Source organism: Mycoplasma bradburyae (genome assembly GCF_024339025.1).
Lineage (GTDB): Bacteria > Bacillota_I > Bacilli_A > Mycoplasmatales > Mycoplasmoidaceae > Mycoplasmoides > Mycoplasmoides bradburyae.
The window spans coordinates 74,759-94,230 of the sequence record NZ_CP101415.1 but is presented as its reverse complement, the minus strand read 5'-3'; the positions used below and the strand labels follow the sequence as shown (position 1 = coordinate 94,230).

The 19,472-nt window shown below is 29.9% G+C and carries 12 protein-coding genes and 2 rRNA genes; 2 read left to right on the top strand and 12 right to left on the bottom strand.

Translation table 4 applies throughout. The features are described 5' to 3' along the window. Nucleotides 1-8: 8 nt before the first annotated feature. The 6 genes from NMG77_RS00410 to ptsP form a co-directional block, all read right to left on the bottom strand. A complete protein-coding gene (locus NMG77_RS00410) occupies nucleotides 9-338 on the bottom strand; it encodes a thioredoxin family protein (RefSeq protein WP_255034746.1) in 330 nt (109 codons plus the stop codon). Then, entirely contained in the window at nucleotides 325-2,286 is a 1,962-nt protein-coding gene (locus tag NMG77_RS00405; RefSeq protein ID WP_255045873.1) for an FtsK/SpoIIIE domain-containing protein, read from the bottom strand. The genes NMG77_RS00410 and NMG77_RS00405 overlap by 14 nt, the downstream gene beginning before the upstream one ends. 17 nt (nucleotides 2,287-2,303) lie before the next feature. After that, nucleotides 2,304-4,031, bottom strand: a complete 1,728-nt coding sequence (locus NMG77_RS00400; RefSeq protein ID WP_255045872.1) for a ribonuclease J — start codon at nucleotides 4,029-4,031, stop codon at nucleotides 2,304-2,306. A 79-nt stretch (nucleotides 4,032-4,110) separates the two neighbouring features. Further along, nucleotides 4,111-4,383 carry a 30S ribosomal protein S15 gene (rpsO, locus tag NMG77_RS00395; protein WP_255034743.1) on the bottom strand — a complete coding sequence of 91 codons (273 nt, stop codon included), beginning with the start codon at nucleotides 4,381-4,383 and terminating at the stop codon, nucleotides 4,111-4,113. A 435-nt stretch (nucleotides 4,384-4,818) separates the two neighbouring features. After that, the gene (locus tag NMG77_RS00390) at nucleotides 4,819-5,364 is read right to left on the bottom strand and encodes a sigma-70 RNA polymerase sigma factor region 4 domain-containing protein (RefSeq protein WP_255034742.1); all 546 of its coding nucleotides are present in this window, start codon (nucleotides 5,362-5,364) and stop codon (nucleotides 4,819-4,821) included. Nucleotides 5,365-5,445: 81 nt separating this feature from the next. Beyond that, a complete protein-coding gene (ptsP, locus tag NMG77_RS00385; protein ID WP_255045871.1) occupies nucleotides 5,446-7,182 on the bottom strand; it encodes a phosphoenolpyruvate--protein phosphotransferase in 1,737 nt (578 codons plus the stop codon). Nucleotides 7,183-7,261: 79 nt separating this feature from the next. Between ptsP and NMG77_RS00380 the strand changes: the two genes are divergently transcribed. Further along, a complete protein-coding gene (locus tag NMG77_RS00380) occupies nucleotides 7,262-8,077 on the top strand; it encodes a hypothetical protein (RefSeq protein ID WP_255045870.1) in 816 nt (271 codons plus the stop codon). Here the strand turns inward: NMG77_RS00380 and NMG77_RS00375 are convergent. The 4 genes from NMG77_RS00375 to lysS form a co-directional block, all read right to left on the bottom strand. Next, nucleotides 8,033-9,088, bottom strand: a complete 1,056-nt coding sequence (locus tag NMG77_RS00375) for a hypothetical protein (RefSeq protein WP_255045869.1) — start codon at nucleotides 9,086-9,088, stop codon at nucleotides 8,033-8,035. The genes NMG77_RS00380 and NMG77_RS00375 overlap by 45 nt on opposite strands. A 108-nt stretch (nucleotides 9,089-9,196) precedes the next feature. Next, nucleotides 9,197-9,946, bottom strand: coding sequence for a DUF2470 domain-containing protein (locus NMG77_RS00370; RefSeq protein ID WP_255045868.1), 750 nt, complete (start codon nucleotides 9,944-9,946; stop codon nucleotides 9,197-9,199). An 11-nt stretch (nucleotides 9,947-9,957) separates the two neighbouring features. After that, complete coding sequence (locus NMG77_RS00365; protein ID WP_255045866.1) at nucleotides 9,958-11,091, bottom strand: J domain-containing protein; 1,134 nt, start codon at nucleotides 11,089-11,091, stop codon at nucleotides 9,958-9,960. A gap of 83 nt (nucleotides 11,092-11,174) precedes the next feature. Then, nucleotides 11,175-12,653: a lysine--tRNA ligase gene (lysS, locus tag NMG77_RS00360; RefSeq protein WP_255034736.1), complete on the bottom strand. Its 1,479-nt coding sequence runs from the start codon at nucleotides 12,651-12,653 to the stop codon at nucleotides 11,175-11,177. 94 nt (nucleotides 12,654-12,747) lie between these two features. On the opposite strand from lysS, the gene NMG77_RS00355 reads away from it, so the two are divergent. Beyond that, a complete protein-coding gene (locus NMG77_RS00355; RefSeq protein ID WP_255045865.1) occupies nucleotides 12,748-16,224 on the top strand; it encodes a hypothetical protein in 3,477 nt (1,158 codons plus the stop codon). Between the two features lie 41 nt (nucleotides 16,225-16,265). Here NMG77_RS00355 and rrf read toward each other — a convergent pair. Together rrf and NMG77_RS00345 are read right to left on the bottom strand one after the other, a co-directional pair. Continuing rightward, a 5S ribosomal RNA gene (gene rrf, locus NMG77_RS00350) occupies nucleotides 16,266-16,370 on the bottom strand. 67 nt (nucleotides 16,371-16,437) lie between these two features. Beyond that, nucleotides 16,438-19,344: ribosomal RNA gene (locus NMG77_RS00345) — 23S ribosomal RNA — on the bottom strand. Nucleotides 19,345-19,472: the final 128 nt, after the last annotated feature.

Sequence of the window (19,472 nt, the reverse complement as noted above, 5' to 3'; positions counted from 1 at the left end):
TTAATTACCTATATATGCTTATCTAATTCACTATTTAGTTTATCTTCAGCAATAAAATTTACGTGTTCGAATTTTTTCTCGCCGTTTTTAAATACCATATAAACTGGCACTACTTTAATTGCTCATTTATTGTCAGGATCATCTTCTGCTCAAATTTGTTCTTTATCAACATCAATTTCATAGCAATCGTATTGATCTTGTCTTTGTTCACATACTTTGTTAATGATTGGTGCGTTCATCTTACAAACACCACAATCTTCCCATGTAAATTTGACAAAAATTGGCTTTTTATTTGTTGAAATTATGTTTTCTAATTCTTTTAAACTAATGCTTTTCATAATTTGATGAGTAATGTCTCTTAATATCTTCTAATAAATAATCTTCTACAAAACAAGACAACCCTCTAGTTATCATCTCTTTAGATTTAGGATCAATAATGTAAAGATCGCCATTTTTATGTAATTTATATAAATCTTTTTTGTTGATTAATAGTTCTGATTCTTCATGCGTATCAAGTTTTAGACTGATAATTTTTCCATAACATTTGATCAGCTCTTCATCAACTAAATTAGCACCAACCTTATTAGTTACTAAAATTAAGAAAATATTGATCTTATTAGCTACTTTATAAATATACGAAATGATTTTAAAAATGTATGAAAAATCATGGTTTAAGAAATCATTAATATCGTTTATACAAATCACCATGTCTTTAATTTTTTTATCGGGATTTGTTTTGTTGTATTCATCAATTGATTCAACTTGGTTAGCTTCCAAAATCTTATTACGAAATTTAACTTCAGTCATAATTTTTTCAAAAAACTGACTGCTACCTTCAACTGAGTTAATTGTTGAATTTATTAAGTGTGGTAAATTGTTTAGTTTAGATAATTTTGAATTCGGAGAATCAACTATACATAGTTGTAAATCGTTTGGTGATTTATTAACTAATAAAGATGTGATGACCGAAAAAGTACATGCTAATTTACCTGAACCTAATCCTCCGACAATCAATAAATTTTTTTCTTTTTTAAGATCAAAATTAATTGGGTTGTAGTTATCATCAATACCGATCGCACAGTTTAATTCCGAATTATCAAAATCCCGCTTTAACATAACATCAGTTATTGATATTTTACTTTCATTAAATGCTCTAGTACTAAAGCAAACGCTGTTTCCTTTTTGATTAATGCTAACCACATTAGTTTCAAAAATATCAACTAATTCTTTATCTAAGTTTTTAATCTGTTTAATTTGTTTTCGATCAGCAAAATCAAAAGTTAAACTAACTTCAGTTGGACCACATTTTTTAACTGCTAATTCAGCTTTAATATTTTTTTCTTTAAATAACTTCTCTAGCTTGGTTACAATAATATCTAAAAAAGCTTGGTTAGCTTTTCTTTCATTGATTGATTCTTGTTTAATTTCTAAAGGTTTAATTTCTTTATAAACAGTATTATTGGCTTCTGAAAAAGAAAGTTCTTTAACATTTAGATTAGAATTTTCATAATACAGATCGTCGATCTGCTTTTCTTTAACAAAAGTTTCTTTAACAGGAGTTTCTACATTAATCGAATTAGATGTTTTTCATTTTTCATACATCGGTATGAAGTCATTGTTAATTACTCCACCTAAACTTCTAATTAATTTATTTTTTATTTTGACAAAGCCTTTTAGGTTGTAATAGAATCCAATGAAGAAAATAATGATAACAAGAAAAGTTATAGCAAGCCCAATGAAAATAATAATTGGGTATCTAACATTAATTACAACAAACAATGTATTGATTAATCCACCAGATATTAATAAAGGATTTTTAGTATTTCTGTTTCATAATCACTCACCATTTAATCCTAATGTTTTAGATCATTCAGCAAAATAAAAATCAGAAAAATACTTATCCAATCCGTTAATTTCGGCAATTTTTTTTGAATATAAAACTGCATGAATCAAACCAAGAATTATTAACACAAAGATATCAACAAATAGAATAAACAATCAAAGTCTTTTAGATCTATATGTTATTGGTGTTATTCTGGTTTTGCGAAACATTAAAGCAATAAAAGTACCAAAAAATACTAAATAAACGATGTATTTTCCTGTTCCGAAAAACAATAGATCAAAGATTGCGCCATCAATAAACTCACCAAAATATGGCGCTCTTAAGAAAACTAAAAACAGAACAATCATTAGAAACGATGCAACCGTTATTCTAACAATATGACTTTTTTTAGAATCTGATCAGGTTTTAAGTTTAGTTAGCTTTTCTGTTACTTTAGCTTTCATATCGCTAATAATTATCCTTATTGTTCTAATTCAACAACACTAGTTATTACAGCTGCGTTTTTATATAAATTTTTCTCAAAAATCTTACCAACAACCTTGCGAATTGTTTTTTTGAAATCGTTATAATCACTTACTGAAATACGCTTTTTAGGAGTTTTTTTCATTTTATCTTTCATTTCCGAAATAAATGTTGTTTGAATTGTTCGGATCTGAGTTTTGCATTTATCAATCACTTCAGTTAGCTTTTGAGCTTCCTCGCTAACTCCATAAGTTTCAATATCAATAGGATCTAAGAATTCCATCTTCTTAGGTGACATGTACATTGATAAGGTTACAACTCCGTTACAACCCATTTGAAAACGTTCAGATAAAATTGTTGATTTAACATCTTGAACACCTGCGGTATCAATACATTTAGAATTTAAATGTAATTCTTCATGTTTATTACTTAACTTACCGTTGTTAAAACTTAATATTTCACCATTATATAAGAGAATTGGTCTTTGGTATTCTTTGAAATTTCCTGTTTGATTGACAACTTCTAAATATTTAACGAATTCTTTATATAATCCTTGAATCGGAATAGCAAATTGAGGTCTTAGCAAGTTTACTAAGAACTTATGATCTTCATTAGAAGCTTTAATAGGTAATACTTCTGAACTTAAACGTTTGTAAGTTACATCACATCTAGCAATTTCATCTAAAATTTTAGCTTCGTAACTTTCAAACCCTGCAATCTTAGGAGTTAATAAGATAAATCGATCTTCTTTTTCTAAAGTAAGACGTTTATCTTCACCAGTAGCAATTTTAGCTAATTGGTTATATAAGTTATGAGGAGTACCACTAACTACAATAATTGCTTCTTTCTCGTTATTCATTTCGCTGATTGGCATCGTTTGCAAATCACGAGAACTAAACATATTTTTCTTAATGATCGTGTTAAATAAGTTTATTGAAGCTTGGCTATATACTATGAAAGGTTTTTGTTGTTTTCTTGCAATTGTTGCAGCCGTAAAAATAGCATAAACATTATCATCATAACAAGCAATAATGCTACGCCCTTTAGAATCGTTAATGAATTTCTCAATTGCTTGCTTAGAGCGATGGTTTGGACTGGTATTACTAATATTTTTACCAACCTGACCAGCCCCAACGATTAATAAAAGCACTTTTTTATTAATCATCATCTTCAGATCCATTAAATCTGAACTGAAAGTCTTATTCTTATCATTAACAAGAATGAAATCATCGATATAAACGATTAAACCATCTTGAGTATTGATGCAAAAACCATAACTATATGGAATAGAAGAAAATACTCTGAAAGGTGTAACCTTTACATTTTCATTAATTTCGAATTCTTTTAAAGGATTTAATACAACGATATTAACTGATTTTTTAAATGGTTCAAAATCTCGTTGTTTTTCCATAATACTTTCAATAATTGTTTTACCAACTAAAGAGGTATAAATGTTAAGGGTTACAGGTTTTATTGATTTTAGTAAATATAATAATGATCCTAAGTTAGATTGAGAAGGGTAACCAATAAATAACCCCTTAACTTTCTTTTTGTTAATAGCTATATATGAATAATCAGGTATTAATTGCTCTACACCTAGTAAACTATTGATCGGTACTAAGCTACCTGTATTAAATAAATAGATATCATCATTAACTTCAAGTACTGAACAGTTCTTTCCTTGTTCGTCTTGTCCGCCTAGGGTGAAAAAATTAATTTTAGCCATATCTTTGAATTAATATGAATATATCAATAAAAATAAAAAAGGCACACAATTTTGTGTGCTCCATTTACTTTTTTACGAATTAAGAATGTCTTAATTCTAGTTCTGAAATCAAGTTTCTGTAAGCATTCAAATCGTTTTCTTTTAAGTAATTTAATAAAGTCTTACGTTTTGAAACTTTTGTATAAAGACCGCGTTTAGAAATGAAGTCTTTTTTGTTTTTTAACAAGTGTTCTGTTAATAACTTAATTTCTTCTGTTAAAACAGCTACTTGTACAAAAACACTGCCAACATCTGCGTCATTTTTTTGGAATTTCTTGATGATTTCAGTCTTTTTATCTTTTGATAATGCCATTTAATACTCCGAAAAAATTAGTGTGATATTGAGAACATCATTAAAATTATATCATATTTATTACTTTTTCTAATTAACATTAATGCATTTAGAAAAGAAAAATAAGAGCAACAAGCTCTTATTTTTGAATTAGTTGTTTTTAAATAATCCTGTTTGATTAAAGACCCCGGATTCTATGATCACTCAAGATAACCCACATACTCACTACCAACATTAATTCTTGCATGCTAATGAGCTTTTATTGTTTATAGATTAGCCTTATAATTAACTATTAGCTAATTAGCAATTACGCAAAAACTGTTTTTAGTAAATTTGAGTGCTTACTAAAAAACATAATAATAACTATTGATTAATAAATAATTTTATTACTCATTAGTTCGCAAAAAACTCAATGTTTTCGTTTTCAATAGATCTTATTTATTTTAATCTAGTTTTTTAATAATTTAAGCTACTCTTTATTAAATCATTATTAATGATTTCATTTTTAAATTTGTTAATAGCATAACTTACGCGGTGTTTATCGAGTTTATGTTCTTTAACAATATCACAAATCCTGCTACCTTGTAAAAACTCAACAATAATCTTGCGTTGATTAGGTTTGAATTTCTTAAGTATAATCCTTATTTCTTGTCTAACTTCATCTAACCTTAAATAATATTCAGGGCTTTTATGACAAACAGGCGGAACGTCTTCTTTATCTGATATGTAGTTAAGTATCTTTCTTTTGTTGGTCGTTTCTTTTTTAAAAATACTAATGATATATAAAGAAACATACTTACGTATATAAGCATCAAAATTATCATTTTTTGATGGATCAAAACGTTTAGATCCATCAATTATCGCAAGCGCTGATATCTGATGTAAATCTGATGATTCAAACGGTAAAGATGAGTAGTAGTTATAAAAAATTTTACTAGCTACTTTAAATGCGTATCAATAATATTTATCGATCGCTTTATTAATGTCTATTATGTTATTCATAATTAATCCATTTTTTTGTTTAATGAATTAATTATGATTGATATTAGAATTTTAGATTATCTATTTTTTCCCTATTTTTTACTAAGAAATTTCTAAATTATTTTTTGCTAAAAATTCCTTAACTTTATCAGAAACTTCTTGTTGATTTTTCAGATTTATTACTTGATCAACTAGTTCTTTGCAATCAGAATACTTTAAATTATTAATTAATTCTTTAGCTTTTAACATTGATGAAGCAGACATTGAAAACTCTTTTAATCCCATACCTAAAAGGATCGGAATTGCTAGTGGTTCTCCAGCCATTTCGCCACACATACCAGTTCAAACATTAGATTTTAAACCACCATCAATAGTCATCTTAACGATTCTTAATAATGCAGGGTTAAGTGGTTGATATAAATAGTTAACATTCTTAGACATACGATCTACTGCAAATGAGTATTGAATCATATCATTTGTACCAATAGAGAAGAAATCAACATATTGAGCTAATATATCACTCATAATAGCGGCTGATGGAATCTCAATCATGATACCAACTAACGGTTTACCGTATTCTATTTTTCTTTCATCTAATTCTTTTTTAGCTTCTTCAAGAATTTCTTTAGCTTTTAATAATTCTTCAAGGTTAGCAATCATCGGGAACATAATTCCTAGACTACCAAATTTTGATGCTCTTAATAACGCTCTTAATTGAGTTTTAAAAATTTCAGGATTGTCATTAGTAAAACGAATTGCACGGTAACCTAAGAAAGGATTCATTTCTTCAGCAAACTTGTAATAACTTAAGTTTTTATCACCACCAATATCTAATGTTCTAATAATTACTGTTTCATTATTAGAATAATCAAGAGATTGTTTGTAAGATTTAAATTGTGTTTCTTCATCAGGTCAATTAGCTGAATCCATGTATAAGAATTCTGTACGGAATAACCCAACACCTTTAGCTCCGTATTCATTACCTTTTAGAACATCGCTTGGTTTTCCAATATTAGCAGCTACGATAACTTCATGACCATCTAAAGTAATTGCTTTAGGTGGTAAGTATTTTTTTAATTTTTCTTTGTTTTCTTCGTATTTTTCTTTTTCTTTACGAAGATTGCTAATATCAGCATCGCTTAGTTCGTTATAAACAATCCCTTTAACACCATCAATTGAAATCATATCACCATGATTAATTGTTTCAGTGATTGTTTTAAGACCTAATACAGCAGGAATTTCTAATGTTCTAGCCATGATAGCAGAATGAGATGTTCTACCACCGATGTTAGTAGCAAAACCTTTGATATATTCTTTATTTAATAAAGATGTTTCAGAAGGAGTTAAATCATCAGCTATCAAAATGACTTCGTGGTTAATTGATAATAAATCTGGTAAATCAACACCTAATAAATTAGATAAAATTCTTTTTTTAACATCACCGATATCAGATGCTCTTTCTTTTAAATAAGCATCATCAATAGCTTCAAACATCGCTTTAGTTTGATCATAAATTTTAGATAATGCTGTTGGAGCATTAGCTAAATTTTCTTTAATTTCATTTTGAATTTGATCAAACAACATTGGGTCATTAACAATATTTATGTGACCATCAAAAACGATAGCGATTTCTTCCCCTAACTTTTTAAGAGCAATTTCTTTAATTTCTTTTAATTGTTGCGAACTTTTTTCAAAAGCATTTTTAATAGATTGGATTGTTTCATCTATTTCAGATGCTGATATTTTTTTATCACTAAAGTTAAAAACCGGATTTTTAAGCACGTACGCTTGCGCTATTGCTATCCCGTTTGAAGCGCCTATACCATCGTATTTCTTCATATCAAAAATTTAATTAACAAATTAATTATATTTATTATTATATTTTTAAGCTAAAATATCAGAAATAATAAGCTCATAAATGAAGCTATCATTTGTTTTATATTTACGTAATTGTGCAAACAATTTGCAACAAACATTAGATTTATTAAAAAATGAAGAAACCATCATTTTACTCGATGAATCTGTTGATTTAACTGACCAAATACTTGAAAATAATAATATCGATAAAACGATTATTCACAAAGAAAAATTCAGAAATATTAATAACGCACTAAATTATTTATTTGAAAAATCATTAATTAAAACAGATTTTTATTATATTGTGGATGTTCGTAATATGATTAATGTTCATCTAGTTAAATCAATAAAAGACAGTTTAGTAGATAAATGTGTGTATTTCTGAAATTTAAAACGTTATCAAAACACTTATAAGCCGGTTATATTTAAGAAATTGTTTTGTGAAAATTTAGATTTTATTAATACCGTATTTTATAAAAAAGATATTCAAAAATTAGCCACAACTTCTAGTAATGAAATGACTTATTTTGAATTGTTATTTCAACACCTAGATGAAGAATTCAATTACAAATATTTAGAGCATTTTTGTTCAACAAACGAACCTGAATTATTCGATATGAAATTGCGTAAATATAATGCGGGTATTGAAGATCAATTAATAGCATTTTTAAACAAAATGATCGAGAAAAATCAACAAGAATATCTTTTACATTTTTTCGAAAATAATATAGATTTCCTTAAAAATATAACAAAGAGACATCTACGTTTTGAAATCAATCGTAAGATGTCTCTTTGGAAAATTGCTAATTGAAACTTGTGGAATTCTTATCAACTAATAACTAAGTATAAACCGTTGTTTAAGCTTGTTAAAAAGTAACGGATCACTTAACACTGCTTTCGTTTGATTAGATAGATATGAACTTGTTGTTTCATGAGTGTGTTCATGGAAAGATAAGATCAAGATTGCGATAACTAAACCTAAAGCAAACGAAATTAAAACTTTGTATCAATCGGCTGTTTTCATTGATTTGTTATGAATAAATTCTGGAACTAATTCAATGATTGCCATAAAGGTGATAATTACACCTCCACTAGCATTAACAATCGGTAATATCCAACCAACTTGTCTTAGTAATGGATTAACATAAGCCCCTATTAACATAATAGGAATGATCAATATTGTTGTGTAGAAGTTATGCAATGCAGCTCTAAATTTCTTTTCACCAAATTGAATTTGTCGATAATGAATAATGATAACTTCAATTAAAATGTGAATATTAAAAGAAACAATAAATCCAATGTTGATTTGACTAGGATCTAGAGTTAATAAAGAAACTGTACCACCTAAAACAAAGCCATCGATTGTTCTGTGTGATAACAACAGAATAATTACCAACCATGCAGCTTTGATATTCGGCTTATGTTCTTTCATCTTATGTTGGTAATCTTCATGTTCATTGGTAATATGTAATGAGTGGTTGTGTGAATGATTACAATGATCTTGCTTAGTAAAATGAATGTATAAAAATCTAAACGAGATAACTACTGTAAGACCAATAACAGCTCCACCAACAAGCATTCCTATCTTTATGAGGTTTTTATAAACCGTCTCGTAATGAATCAATGATTGCTCTACATAAACATTAGCACTTTCTGTAGCCTCAAACAATAATCCTAGCATTCCAATACTTATTAATAAAGCAGATGAAAATGCATAAAGATTTAGTTGTTGGTTTTGAGATAATTTTGGCTTTAGAAAAGTTAAACCAAAAATTAAGATTGTAGGAACGGTTAATAAAAAAGCGACATAAATAAGAAGGTTTACAAATGTAGCTAAATATTGATTACCATCAAAATAACTTGGTGTTAAGAAAATACTGTTATTCATTTAATTAATATTGATTAATCTTATCAGGTAAATTATACAAATTTTTTAAAGTTATTTATAAAAATTTTAAATAATTTTCTTAACTATTTTTAATTAACCTAAGGAAGGTTATTTTTTCATTATATGATCTTCTTCCATCTTAATTGGTATAAGCTTATGATTAACTACATCATAAGCCTTACCGAATCCAAATTTAGCTCTTCCTGTTTTTAAAATAATTTTAAACAATACAAATCCTTCGAATTTTTTAAGCATTTTTGCAACTTTTTCTTCAACAGGATTTTTCTCTAATTCATCAAGTAGTTCTTGAGCTAGATTAGGATTATTTACTTCTTCTAAATCCGCAACATATTGAACTGAATTTCTTAAAAACTCAGTTTTATCATCTTGTGAATTTTCTATTAATAAAACACCTAGGTTTTTGTTGTTATATTTTATGTTTTGATAATGTTGTGCAACCTTAGCTAAATATACATAAAAATCATCGTTTTTTCTAAACAAAACAGTCGAGCTGCAAAGCAATTCCTTTTCTTTATTTTGTGTTGCCAAATAAACACTTCTATGATTTTGTTTTAAAAAATCATTATATTCTTTTTGTACTGGTTCTAGATCGATTAAATATTGAGCATTCTGATGCATGCCAATAAGAATATACTTAATCTCACTCAAATTATTAGCTTTCTTATCATATGGAATTGTAAATTCCTTATTATTAACTTCAATTTTAAGCGATTCTAAGTCTAAATCGAGCAATTTAATTGATTGAATTTCTTCGTTTTTTACGTAGTGTTTGTAAATAATTTTTATCGTATCTAAATGATCAACATTCACGTGATCAATAATATCTTGTTTATTCATAATCTTCATAATTAGTTAGTTAAACCAATTTTAGTAATCACAACTATAATAATGATTATTAAAATAGAAGCAATAAAGGTACCTGCTATTACCGAACTTAAAATTGGGTGTTTGTTTCTAAATCTAGTCAAGAAACTCTCTTTCTTAACTTGAACAGTTTGATGATGTGAACTGTTATTTTTATTTTCTTCTTTTTTTGTTAAAGTTTTACGGAAGAAATCAACATCTTGATCTGAATGAACTACATTAGTAATGTATTGATCTAAATTAATATCAAATTCTTGCGGTCGTTGTTCATATTGTTTAGGGAATTCTTGTGTCGATCTGTTGATTGTTCGAGGTGTTTTTTGGTTATGAAAAACAGTTCTGTGTATGTGTTCTTTTTTATGATGAATCTTACGTGTTGTTGAAGCGGTAGTTGTCGTGCTGGCTTTAGCTTTCTTAGTTTGATTTTGTAGCCCTTTTAAATGGACTTCGCGCGAAAATACGCCTCCAAGATGGATAACACCTTCAAAGACAAAAACACTTGTATTATCATATTTCTTTTTATCAACATGGCTTGATAAAACTGTGTAAGCACATTTAATTTCTTTTGCTGTTCAAGCAATTGTTTCTATAGGAGAATTCTCAGGATATTTTTGTTTTAAAAGATTGTATTTTTTAGTTATTTCTTCTTCAGAAGTTTTCTTGGTTACATCCAGTATCTCATATAAAGTTTTTGGAGTATATGGATCTTTTTTAGATGCTTTAGTAGTTGTCTGTCCAGCTGCTTTTTCTTGGTTATTGGAGGAAGTATATTGTTTTTTTTGTTGATTTTGTGAAGCGGATTTATCAGTTTTCTTATTATTTTTGTTACCAAAAATAATACTAATAGTATCTGAATAGTCTTTAGTATCTTCTAAATCATTTTCATCCTCATCATCATAATCATAACCGTTTAAATCATAATCATAATTGCTTCGTGCTTCTTCATCACTTAAAACTTCATATGCTTGATTTATTTTTTGAAAACGTTCAACTGATTTTGGATCAGGATTTACATCGGGGTGATATTTTTTAGCGAGTTTTCTAAACGCTTTCTTTATTTCGGATGTGGTAGCGTTTTCACTTACTCCTAATATCTCATAATAATTTTGTTCTTCCACTCAAAACCTCAGTGTTTTGATTTATTGGCTAATAAATTATAAATAACAAAATTAAATATTTTAAATAATATAAATATATTTAATTATTCTTCTCTTAAATGCGGGAATATCAAGATATCTCTTATTGATGCAGTGCCTGTTAGCATCATTACTAAACGGTCAATGCCGATACCTAATCCTCCTGTAGGAGGTAGCCCATTTTCAAGAGCTTCTAAGAAGTCTTCGTCCATTTCAGAAGCTTCGTCATTGCCTTTTTGTTTTTCCTCTAATTGTTTTTCAAATCTTTGTCTTTGATCAATCGGATCATTTAACTCACTAAACGCATTAGCTATCTCTCGACCAAAAATAAATAGTTCGAAACGTTCTGTATATCTTACATCTGAATAATCTAATTTAGATAAAGGCGAAATTTCTACTGGATGATGAGTAACAAAAGTTGGTTCAATTAACTTCTTTTCACAGAATTCTTCAAAGAATAAACTAGTGATATGACCAATTGTTTTTTCATGTTCTTTAACATGAATTTTATGTTTATTAGCCAGTTCTAAAGCTTCTTCTAATGATTTAACATGCGTAAAATCAATGCCAGTTTCTTGTTTGATCAAATCAGTCATTTTAATGCGTTTGAATGCTTTAGTTCAATCAACAGTTTGATCATTAAATGTAGTTTGTTTAACATCAACTGCGTTTGCTACATATTTAATAATAGACTCAGTCAACTCCATCATATAAACATAGTCAGCATAAGCAACATATGTTTCCATACTTGTAAATTCCGGATTATGCGTTGAGTCCATCCCTTCATTTCTAAAGCATTTACCGATTTCAAAAATCTTATCGAAACCACCAACGATAATCTTTTTAAGAGGCAGTTCAGGAGCAATTCTTAAATAATAATCACGATCTAAAGCATTATAGTGAGTAATAAATGGTCTGGCAGCAGCACCACCGATTTGCGAATGCAAGAAAGGTGTTTCTACTTCAAGAAAACCTTTTTCATTAAAGAATTGTCTCATCGCAGTGATAATTTTAGAACGATAGATAAAACGTTTTCTAGATTCTTCATTGTGAATTAAATCTAAATAGCGTTTTCTTGATCTAATTTCTTCATCTGCAATTCCGTGAAATTTTTCTGGAGGAATTCTTAATGATTTAGAGATAATCTTTAATGAATCGATGTCCAATGAAAGTTCATTAGTATTAGTTTTCATTGGTTTACCGGTAGCTGTAACGATATCTCCTAAATCTAAATATTCTTCAAAATACTTAAATACATCAGGTTGTTTGTTTTTGTTAATATAAAGTTGAAATTCAGAGTAAAAGTCTTGAATCAAGATAAATGTTCTTCTTATTCCCATTACTCTTCCGCTAACAGTAATTGGCTTATCCAAATTTATTTCAGCCAATTCTTCTTTAGTATATTTATCAAATTGTTCTTTTAAAGTTTTACTGTTGTGAGTGTTATCAACTTTCGTTACTTCGTATGGATTTTGTTTTGATTCGATTAATCGATTTAATTTACCTAAACGGACTAATTCCTGATCGTTAAGTTTTCTAGACATAATTCTTTATTATAATGCTTTATTTTTATTATATATAAATTATTTATCATATTTTTTAGCTTTTTACATTTTTTTCTACATATATTGATTAGAGATGAAAAAAGCTTATAAATTATTAAATATCTTAACTATGCTATCTACAGTTTTTCTTGGTAGTTTTAGTTTTATAGATAATAACAAGATTAGTATTAGCGATCTTGATGAACGGATATCAGCTGATCATGGTGCAAAAATTATCCTAAGAGCAAATAATGGAGATAATGCTAGCATTGTTTTGGATCGTGATCGGACAAAAAATACCGTTGAAAGTGTAAAGAAAAAATTGTTAGATGCAGTTGATTACCAATTCCAAAAATACTACAAAAAAGTGGAGGGTTGGGTTCAAGAATTTGATGATTTTTTTAAAGATCTATATCGCATAGAAGAGGTTCAATATGTAAGAACTAGAAATTCTCCTTATTACGATAAAAATCTTACGTTGCAGGAATATATTGATAAAAGCTCGCTTGATTGAGCAAGTGAAAGTAAAAGCTCTTACGAGAAATTAGGCTTACTTAAGCCTATTACAGATTTTGGTTATTACAATAGGCCTTATAATGTTGATTTGAATTTTGAAGCCAAATATATACCTAAAATAGGATACACTTACGAGTTTACTAATAATTACAGTAGAGTAAAAACGCCATATGAAGTGCCTAAATATGAACAAACCACAATTCCTCTAGAAAATAAAATTTTAGAACATGGATTTGTTCCATATAAAAAAGACACTTCTTTAAATGGGGTCTTTAGCAAGATTTCTGGCACTGAAAACGAATATTACGCTTTAACTAATTTAAATTATAGTAGTGACGAAATAACTATTAGAGAGCATTATTATAGAAAATGACAACCCACTTTTGCTGACTTAGATAAAAATAATTTTGATAAGAAAAATATTAAAGAATTAAGATTCTTTAGATGAAAAATTCGACCAATTAAGGCATATACGCATAAAAAGTTTACTAATATCGAAACAGACGATTTTTTTCCTAAAAATAGCAATGGAAGTTTTAGTAGAAAAAGACTTTTATTTTTTTGAAAAGATCCAACTATAGATAAATGAAGAATTATAAATAATAGCGAATTAAAAGCAATCTCAACTAGATGATCTGAAACAAAGTCTAATTACAAAAACATATTAGAAAGAGAAAACTTTTTTGATTATTTTTACGGGCAAAAATATGAACCCAAAACTATAAGTGTAGATATAAATCATTCAAGGAAAAATGTAAGTCCAAAATATAACATTTTTGCCGACTATTTTACATTTCCTTATTATATTTATTACAAAGGAATACATTATCAATTCTATAAACAAAAAGTATATAATGGTTGAGAAAATTTAGTCAATTTATTTGTCAATAATTTAAAAATAAATACTAATAATCTTAAGTTAAAAGATAATTATGTTTTCTCTAGAATTGATCAAAATTTAAAATTTGGTTTTTCGTATAATGACAGGTTTTTAAAACTCATTGATCATCTTAGAAAAATAGGAAAGTATAAAGTAAGTTCATGAAAAAATAAATTTAAAAATCTAGCAATTGATTATGCTGATTTAAATTCTATAAAAGCTAATCCAAATACGAATTATTTCGATACTTTAATCGAAACAAAAGGATTAAATTATGTAAGTCAATTTCAAAAAGAATTATTTAGTTTTTTAGGTATTACCGTAAGTGAAATTGATGATACTCAATACGATTTTTTAATGAAGTTACCTGAACTATTTGACTTCTTCAATAATAGTGCGAAATTGATAGGAGATGTTTATGTAGGATCTAATAAGATATCAGATAGAGTTCTAATGTCAGATGGAAATACTATTGATATAAACCTTAATAGTTCAGAAATTACTAACATTATTCCACCATCTGATTTAAATAGAAATTTTGTTCAAATCAAGATTAATAATTTACGTATTCAAAGCTCAAAAATTAGCGAATTTAACGGTAAATCTGTAGATTTTTCAACTATTGAAAATGATAATAGGTATTTCAAAATCGATGATGTTTCACTCAGGTTTTCATTGAATTATCGCTATGATTTTTTGAATATAAATTTCAAAAATTCCATTAAAGAATTAAATGATTTTAATGTTAGAACTTATGAATCATTATATGCTGAAGATTTCGATAAAAAAGTTGCTGTTGAACGATCTATCGATACTAATGATATTTTAATTGATGTTTATAAGTCGGCATATCAGAATTCAAATAGTATTTATATTAATCAAGACGGTGTTTATTCCCCTAGACAGAATATTTGAACTAAGGATGAATTGAATTTAATAACAAAACTTGCTAACAAATACAATTTCAATTTATTACCTAACAACATCACAGGAGAATTCTGATTAATAATAAGAGTTTTAAATGGTAATGATTTTACAATCCATGGAAGCGAGAAATATCCTGAACTTATACCTAATAAGCTTTACTTTTTAAAAAATGATGAAAATATCAAATCAAAGTTTTATTTGGTTAAATTTAAAGCTCATAATAAATTAATTGATATAAATAAATCACAAGTTAGTTTTGAAAATGATGATATTTCTAAAATCAAATTGAGTTATTTAAATAATGACTTTGTTATCAATCTTCAAACAGATTATGAAAATAATCTTGTTTCAGATCAGACAATTAACTTAAAAATAAATGATGAGTTTTCAATTAAAGTAGATGATAGTATTAAGTTGATCAGATTAATTGAACCGCTTCTTGCTTCTAAAGGATTAAAGATATTAAATAATTCAATTCAAACAAGCGAAAATAATAGAAATATAAGTTTTACGCTATACTTACTAGATAAAATTCAAAAAACAGCTTTTAATCCGATAACTAACTTCGATATTGTATTTGAAAAAGAAAATAACAATATTTTTAAAATTAAAGGTAAGTATGACAATAACACTATTTTTAATGTAGATTATAAAGTTAGTATTAATCCCGAAAAGGTATCATTATATTTAGTAGATCCTAAAGTCTTTGAATCAACTCCGGTGTCTGTTTCTAAAGATAAAATTACTGAATTGATTAAAACAGAGATAAATAAATTTGATTTCATTATTAAGTCATGAGATGGTTTTGATGCATCAAAAAATTACAATGAATTATTGTTAATTAATCCCTCAAGCGATTCAAATGGAGAAACTGAAGATGAATCAGGAGATATATCAAGGGATGAAATTTTTAGAAACGATCGTAATATCAGTAATGAAAACCAAACTGATAATCAAACCAGATCTCAAACAAATTCTAATAATCAATCTAATAACGAAATCAAAACATTAAATAAATCTAATAAAAATAACAGTAATGAAAATTTTTTAACTAATAACAATGGCAATCATGATATAGACAAAAAAGCAGGTTCTATAATCTTTGATTTAAGCGATAAAAAAACTTTAATTATCTTTATTGTCAGTATTTCATTAATATCATTAAGTTTTGTTAGCGGTCTAGTTTATGGGATTATTAAATTAAAAAGAAAAAACAAATTAAAAAGAAATAAAACTAATAAAAATTAATAAAAAAACACCACTTATAGTGGCGTTTTAATTTTTGGTTTGCGTGATATTTTCCTATTCTCACCTAAGCTACCTTCGGCTCCATGATGCTTAACTTCTGGGTTCGGAATGGGACCAGGTGTTTCCATCACGATATCGATATCACACACATCGCTCTTTGAAAAACTAAATACAACAAATCATAATGATTAAAACAACTAATGTTTTATGATCAAATCTAAGTCCTCGAATTATTAGTACTAATCAGCTAAATACCTCACGGCACTTACACATTTAGCCTATCAACGTCGTAGTCTACAACGATTCTTACTCCATTGCTGGAAGGGAAGATTAATCTTAAAGTCGGTTTCACACTTAGATGCTTTCAGCGTTTATCCGTTCGACACGTTGCTACCCAGCGGTGCAGTTGGCACTACAACTGGAGCACAAGAGGTGTCTTCACTCCGGTCCTCTCGTACTAAGAGTAAATCTTTTCAATCTTCCTGCGGGCACAATAGATAGGGACCAACCTGTCTCGCGACGGTTTGAACCCAACTCACGTATCTCTTTAATCGGCGAACAGCCGAACCCTTCGAACCTGCTTCAGCTCGAGGATGAGATGAGTCGACATCGAGGTGCCAAACACTGCCGTCGATGTGAACTCTTGGGCAGTATCAGCCTGTTATCCCCAGAGTAGCTTTTATCCGTTGAGCGATGGCCATTCCATACTGAACCACCGGATCACTATGACCTAATTTCTTACCTGTTCGACTTGTAAGTCTCACAGTCAAGCACCCTTATACCATTACACTCTTAACACGATTTCCAACCGTGCTGAGGGTACCTTTGCACGCCTCCGTTACCTTTTAGGAGGCGACCGCCCCAGTCAAACTGCCCGCCTAACACTGTCCTATTGCTGGATAACAGCAACTAGTTAGAGAAGAATTTAAACAAAGGTGGTATTCCACTGGTGACTCCACAACTCCTAGCGAAGTTGCTTCAAAGTCTCCCACCTATACTCTATATGTCTAAACTCTGCCCAATATTAAGTTACAGTAAAGCTTCATGGGGTCTTTCCGTCCCGTTGCGCCTAACGGGTGTCTTCACCCGTACCTGGATTTCACCGAGTCTATAGCCGAGACAGTCAAGAGATGGTTACACCATTCAAGCGGGACGGAATTTACCCGACAAGGAATTTCGCTACCTTAGGACCGTTATAGTTACGGCCGCCGTTCACTGGGGCTTCAGTCGCGAGCTTTGATTGCTCTAACACGCTTCTTTAACCTTCCAGCACTGGGCAGGTGTCACCCCATATACATCATCTTGCGATTTAGCATAGAGCTGTGTTTTAGTTAAACAGTCCCCCCTCGTTCTTCACTGCGGCTCAACTTTTACATTGAGCATCCCTTCTTGCGAACTTACGGGATGAATTTGCAGAGTTCCTTAGCTATAGTTCACTCGCTAACCTTAGGATCTTCTCCTTGACCACGTGTGTTCGTTCTCGGTACTGGAAACAAATAGTTAACTCAGAAGCTTTTCTTGGAAGCGTGATGTATGCATCTTCGCTACTTGCAGAGCGTTCACTCGTATTCATAAGTTGTCCTTAGAAAGAGCGGATTTGCCAACTCTTAAGACTTCTTATTTAACCCCAAATCCAATAATGGGGATGCATTAACCTTCTCCGTCACTCCATCAGCTATTTGTTTGTACAGGAATATTAACCTGTTCTTCCATCGACTACGCATTTCTGCCTCGCCTTAGGTCCAGACTAACCCTGGAAGGACGACCCTCGTCCAGGAAACCTTAGTCAATCGGTTTGAGAGATTCTCACTCTCAAGCGTTACTTACACCGGCATTCTCACTTGTATACAGTCCACCAATCCTCACGGTTTGACTTCACCCCATATACAACGCTCGTCTACCACTATCTAAATAAATAGATAATCCATAAATTCGGTAATATGCTTAGCCCCGTTACATCTTCGGCGCAAAAACACTCGACAAGTGAGCTGTTACGCACTCTTTAAACGATGGCTGCTTCTAAGCCAACATCCTTGCTGTTTAAGTATTTTAACAACCTTTTCCACTTAGCATATTTTAGGGACCTTATTTAATGATCTGGGCTCTTCCCCTTGTGACAATGAAGCTTATCCCCCACTGTCTGACTGCAAGAGTAAATTAATTGGCATTCGGAGTTTAATTGTATTCAGTACACCAAGGCGGCGCCATCATACATTCAGTAGCTCTACCTCCAACTAATCATTATCTTACGCTAGTCTTAAAACTATTTCGACGAGAACCAGCTATCACGGATTTCGATTGGAATTTCACCCCTAGTCACAGGTCATCCGCTGTCGTTTCAACGAAAGTCGGTTCGGTCCTCCATTAGATGTTACTCTAACTTCAACCTGCCCATGACTAGCTCAACCCGTTTCGGGTCTATAATAACAAACATATGTGTCGCTCTATTCAAACTCGCTTTCGCTTTGGCTTCCCTTCTAAAGGTTAACCTGCTTGCTATCATAACTCGCCGGCTCATACTTCAAAACGCACGCCATCACACATTAATGTGCTCTGACACGTTGTAGGCATATGGTTTCAGAATCTATTTCACTCCCATCCCTGGGTTCTTTTCACCTTTCCCTCACGGTACTATACGCTATCGGTCACTAGTTAGTATTTAGGCTTGCCCAATGGTCTGGGCGAATTCCATCAAGATAACGTTTCTCGATGTACTCAGGATACTGTTAGGTATTGAACCAATTTAAGATACGGGGCTATAACCCTATATTGCGTAGCTTTTCAACTACTTCTCCTATCAATTCAAAGTCCATGTCACAGTCCTATAACCCCAAGATAAATCTTGGTTTGGCCTCTTCCGCTTTCGCTCGCCACTACACACGGAATCTCTTTCGATTTCTTTTCCTGTTGCTACTGAGATGTTTCACTTCACAACGTATCGCTTTTAGACCCTATGAATTCAGATCTAAATAATTAATATCTCTATTAATCAGGTTCCCCCATTCGGACATCTACGGATTATCGCTTCCAACCAGCTCCCCGTAGCTTTTCGCAGATTTGCACGTCCTTCATCGCCTTCTAGTGCCAAGGCATCCACCATAAGCCCTTAGTAACTTATGTATTTGATCCATTAGCTATTTTTTGAATCTATATTATTGAAATTTGATTTGATACTCTAATCAAATTTCGGACTAGAAAGATTTGTCGTATTCAGTTTTCAAAGAACAATGTAGCCGTTTAGCACGACT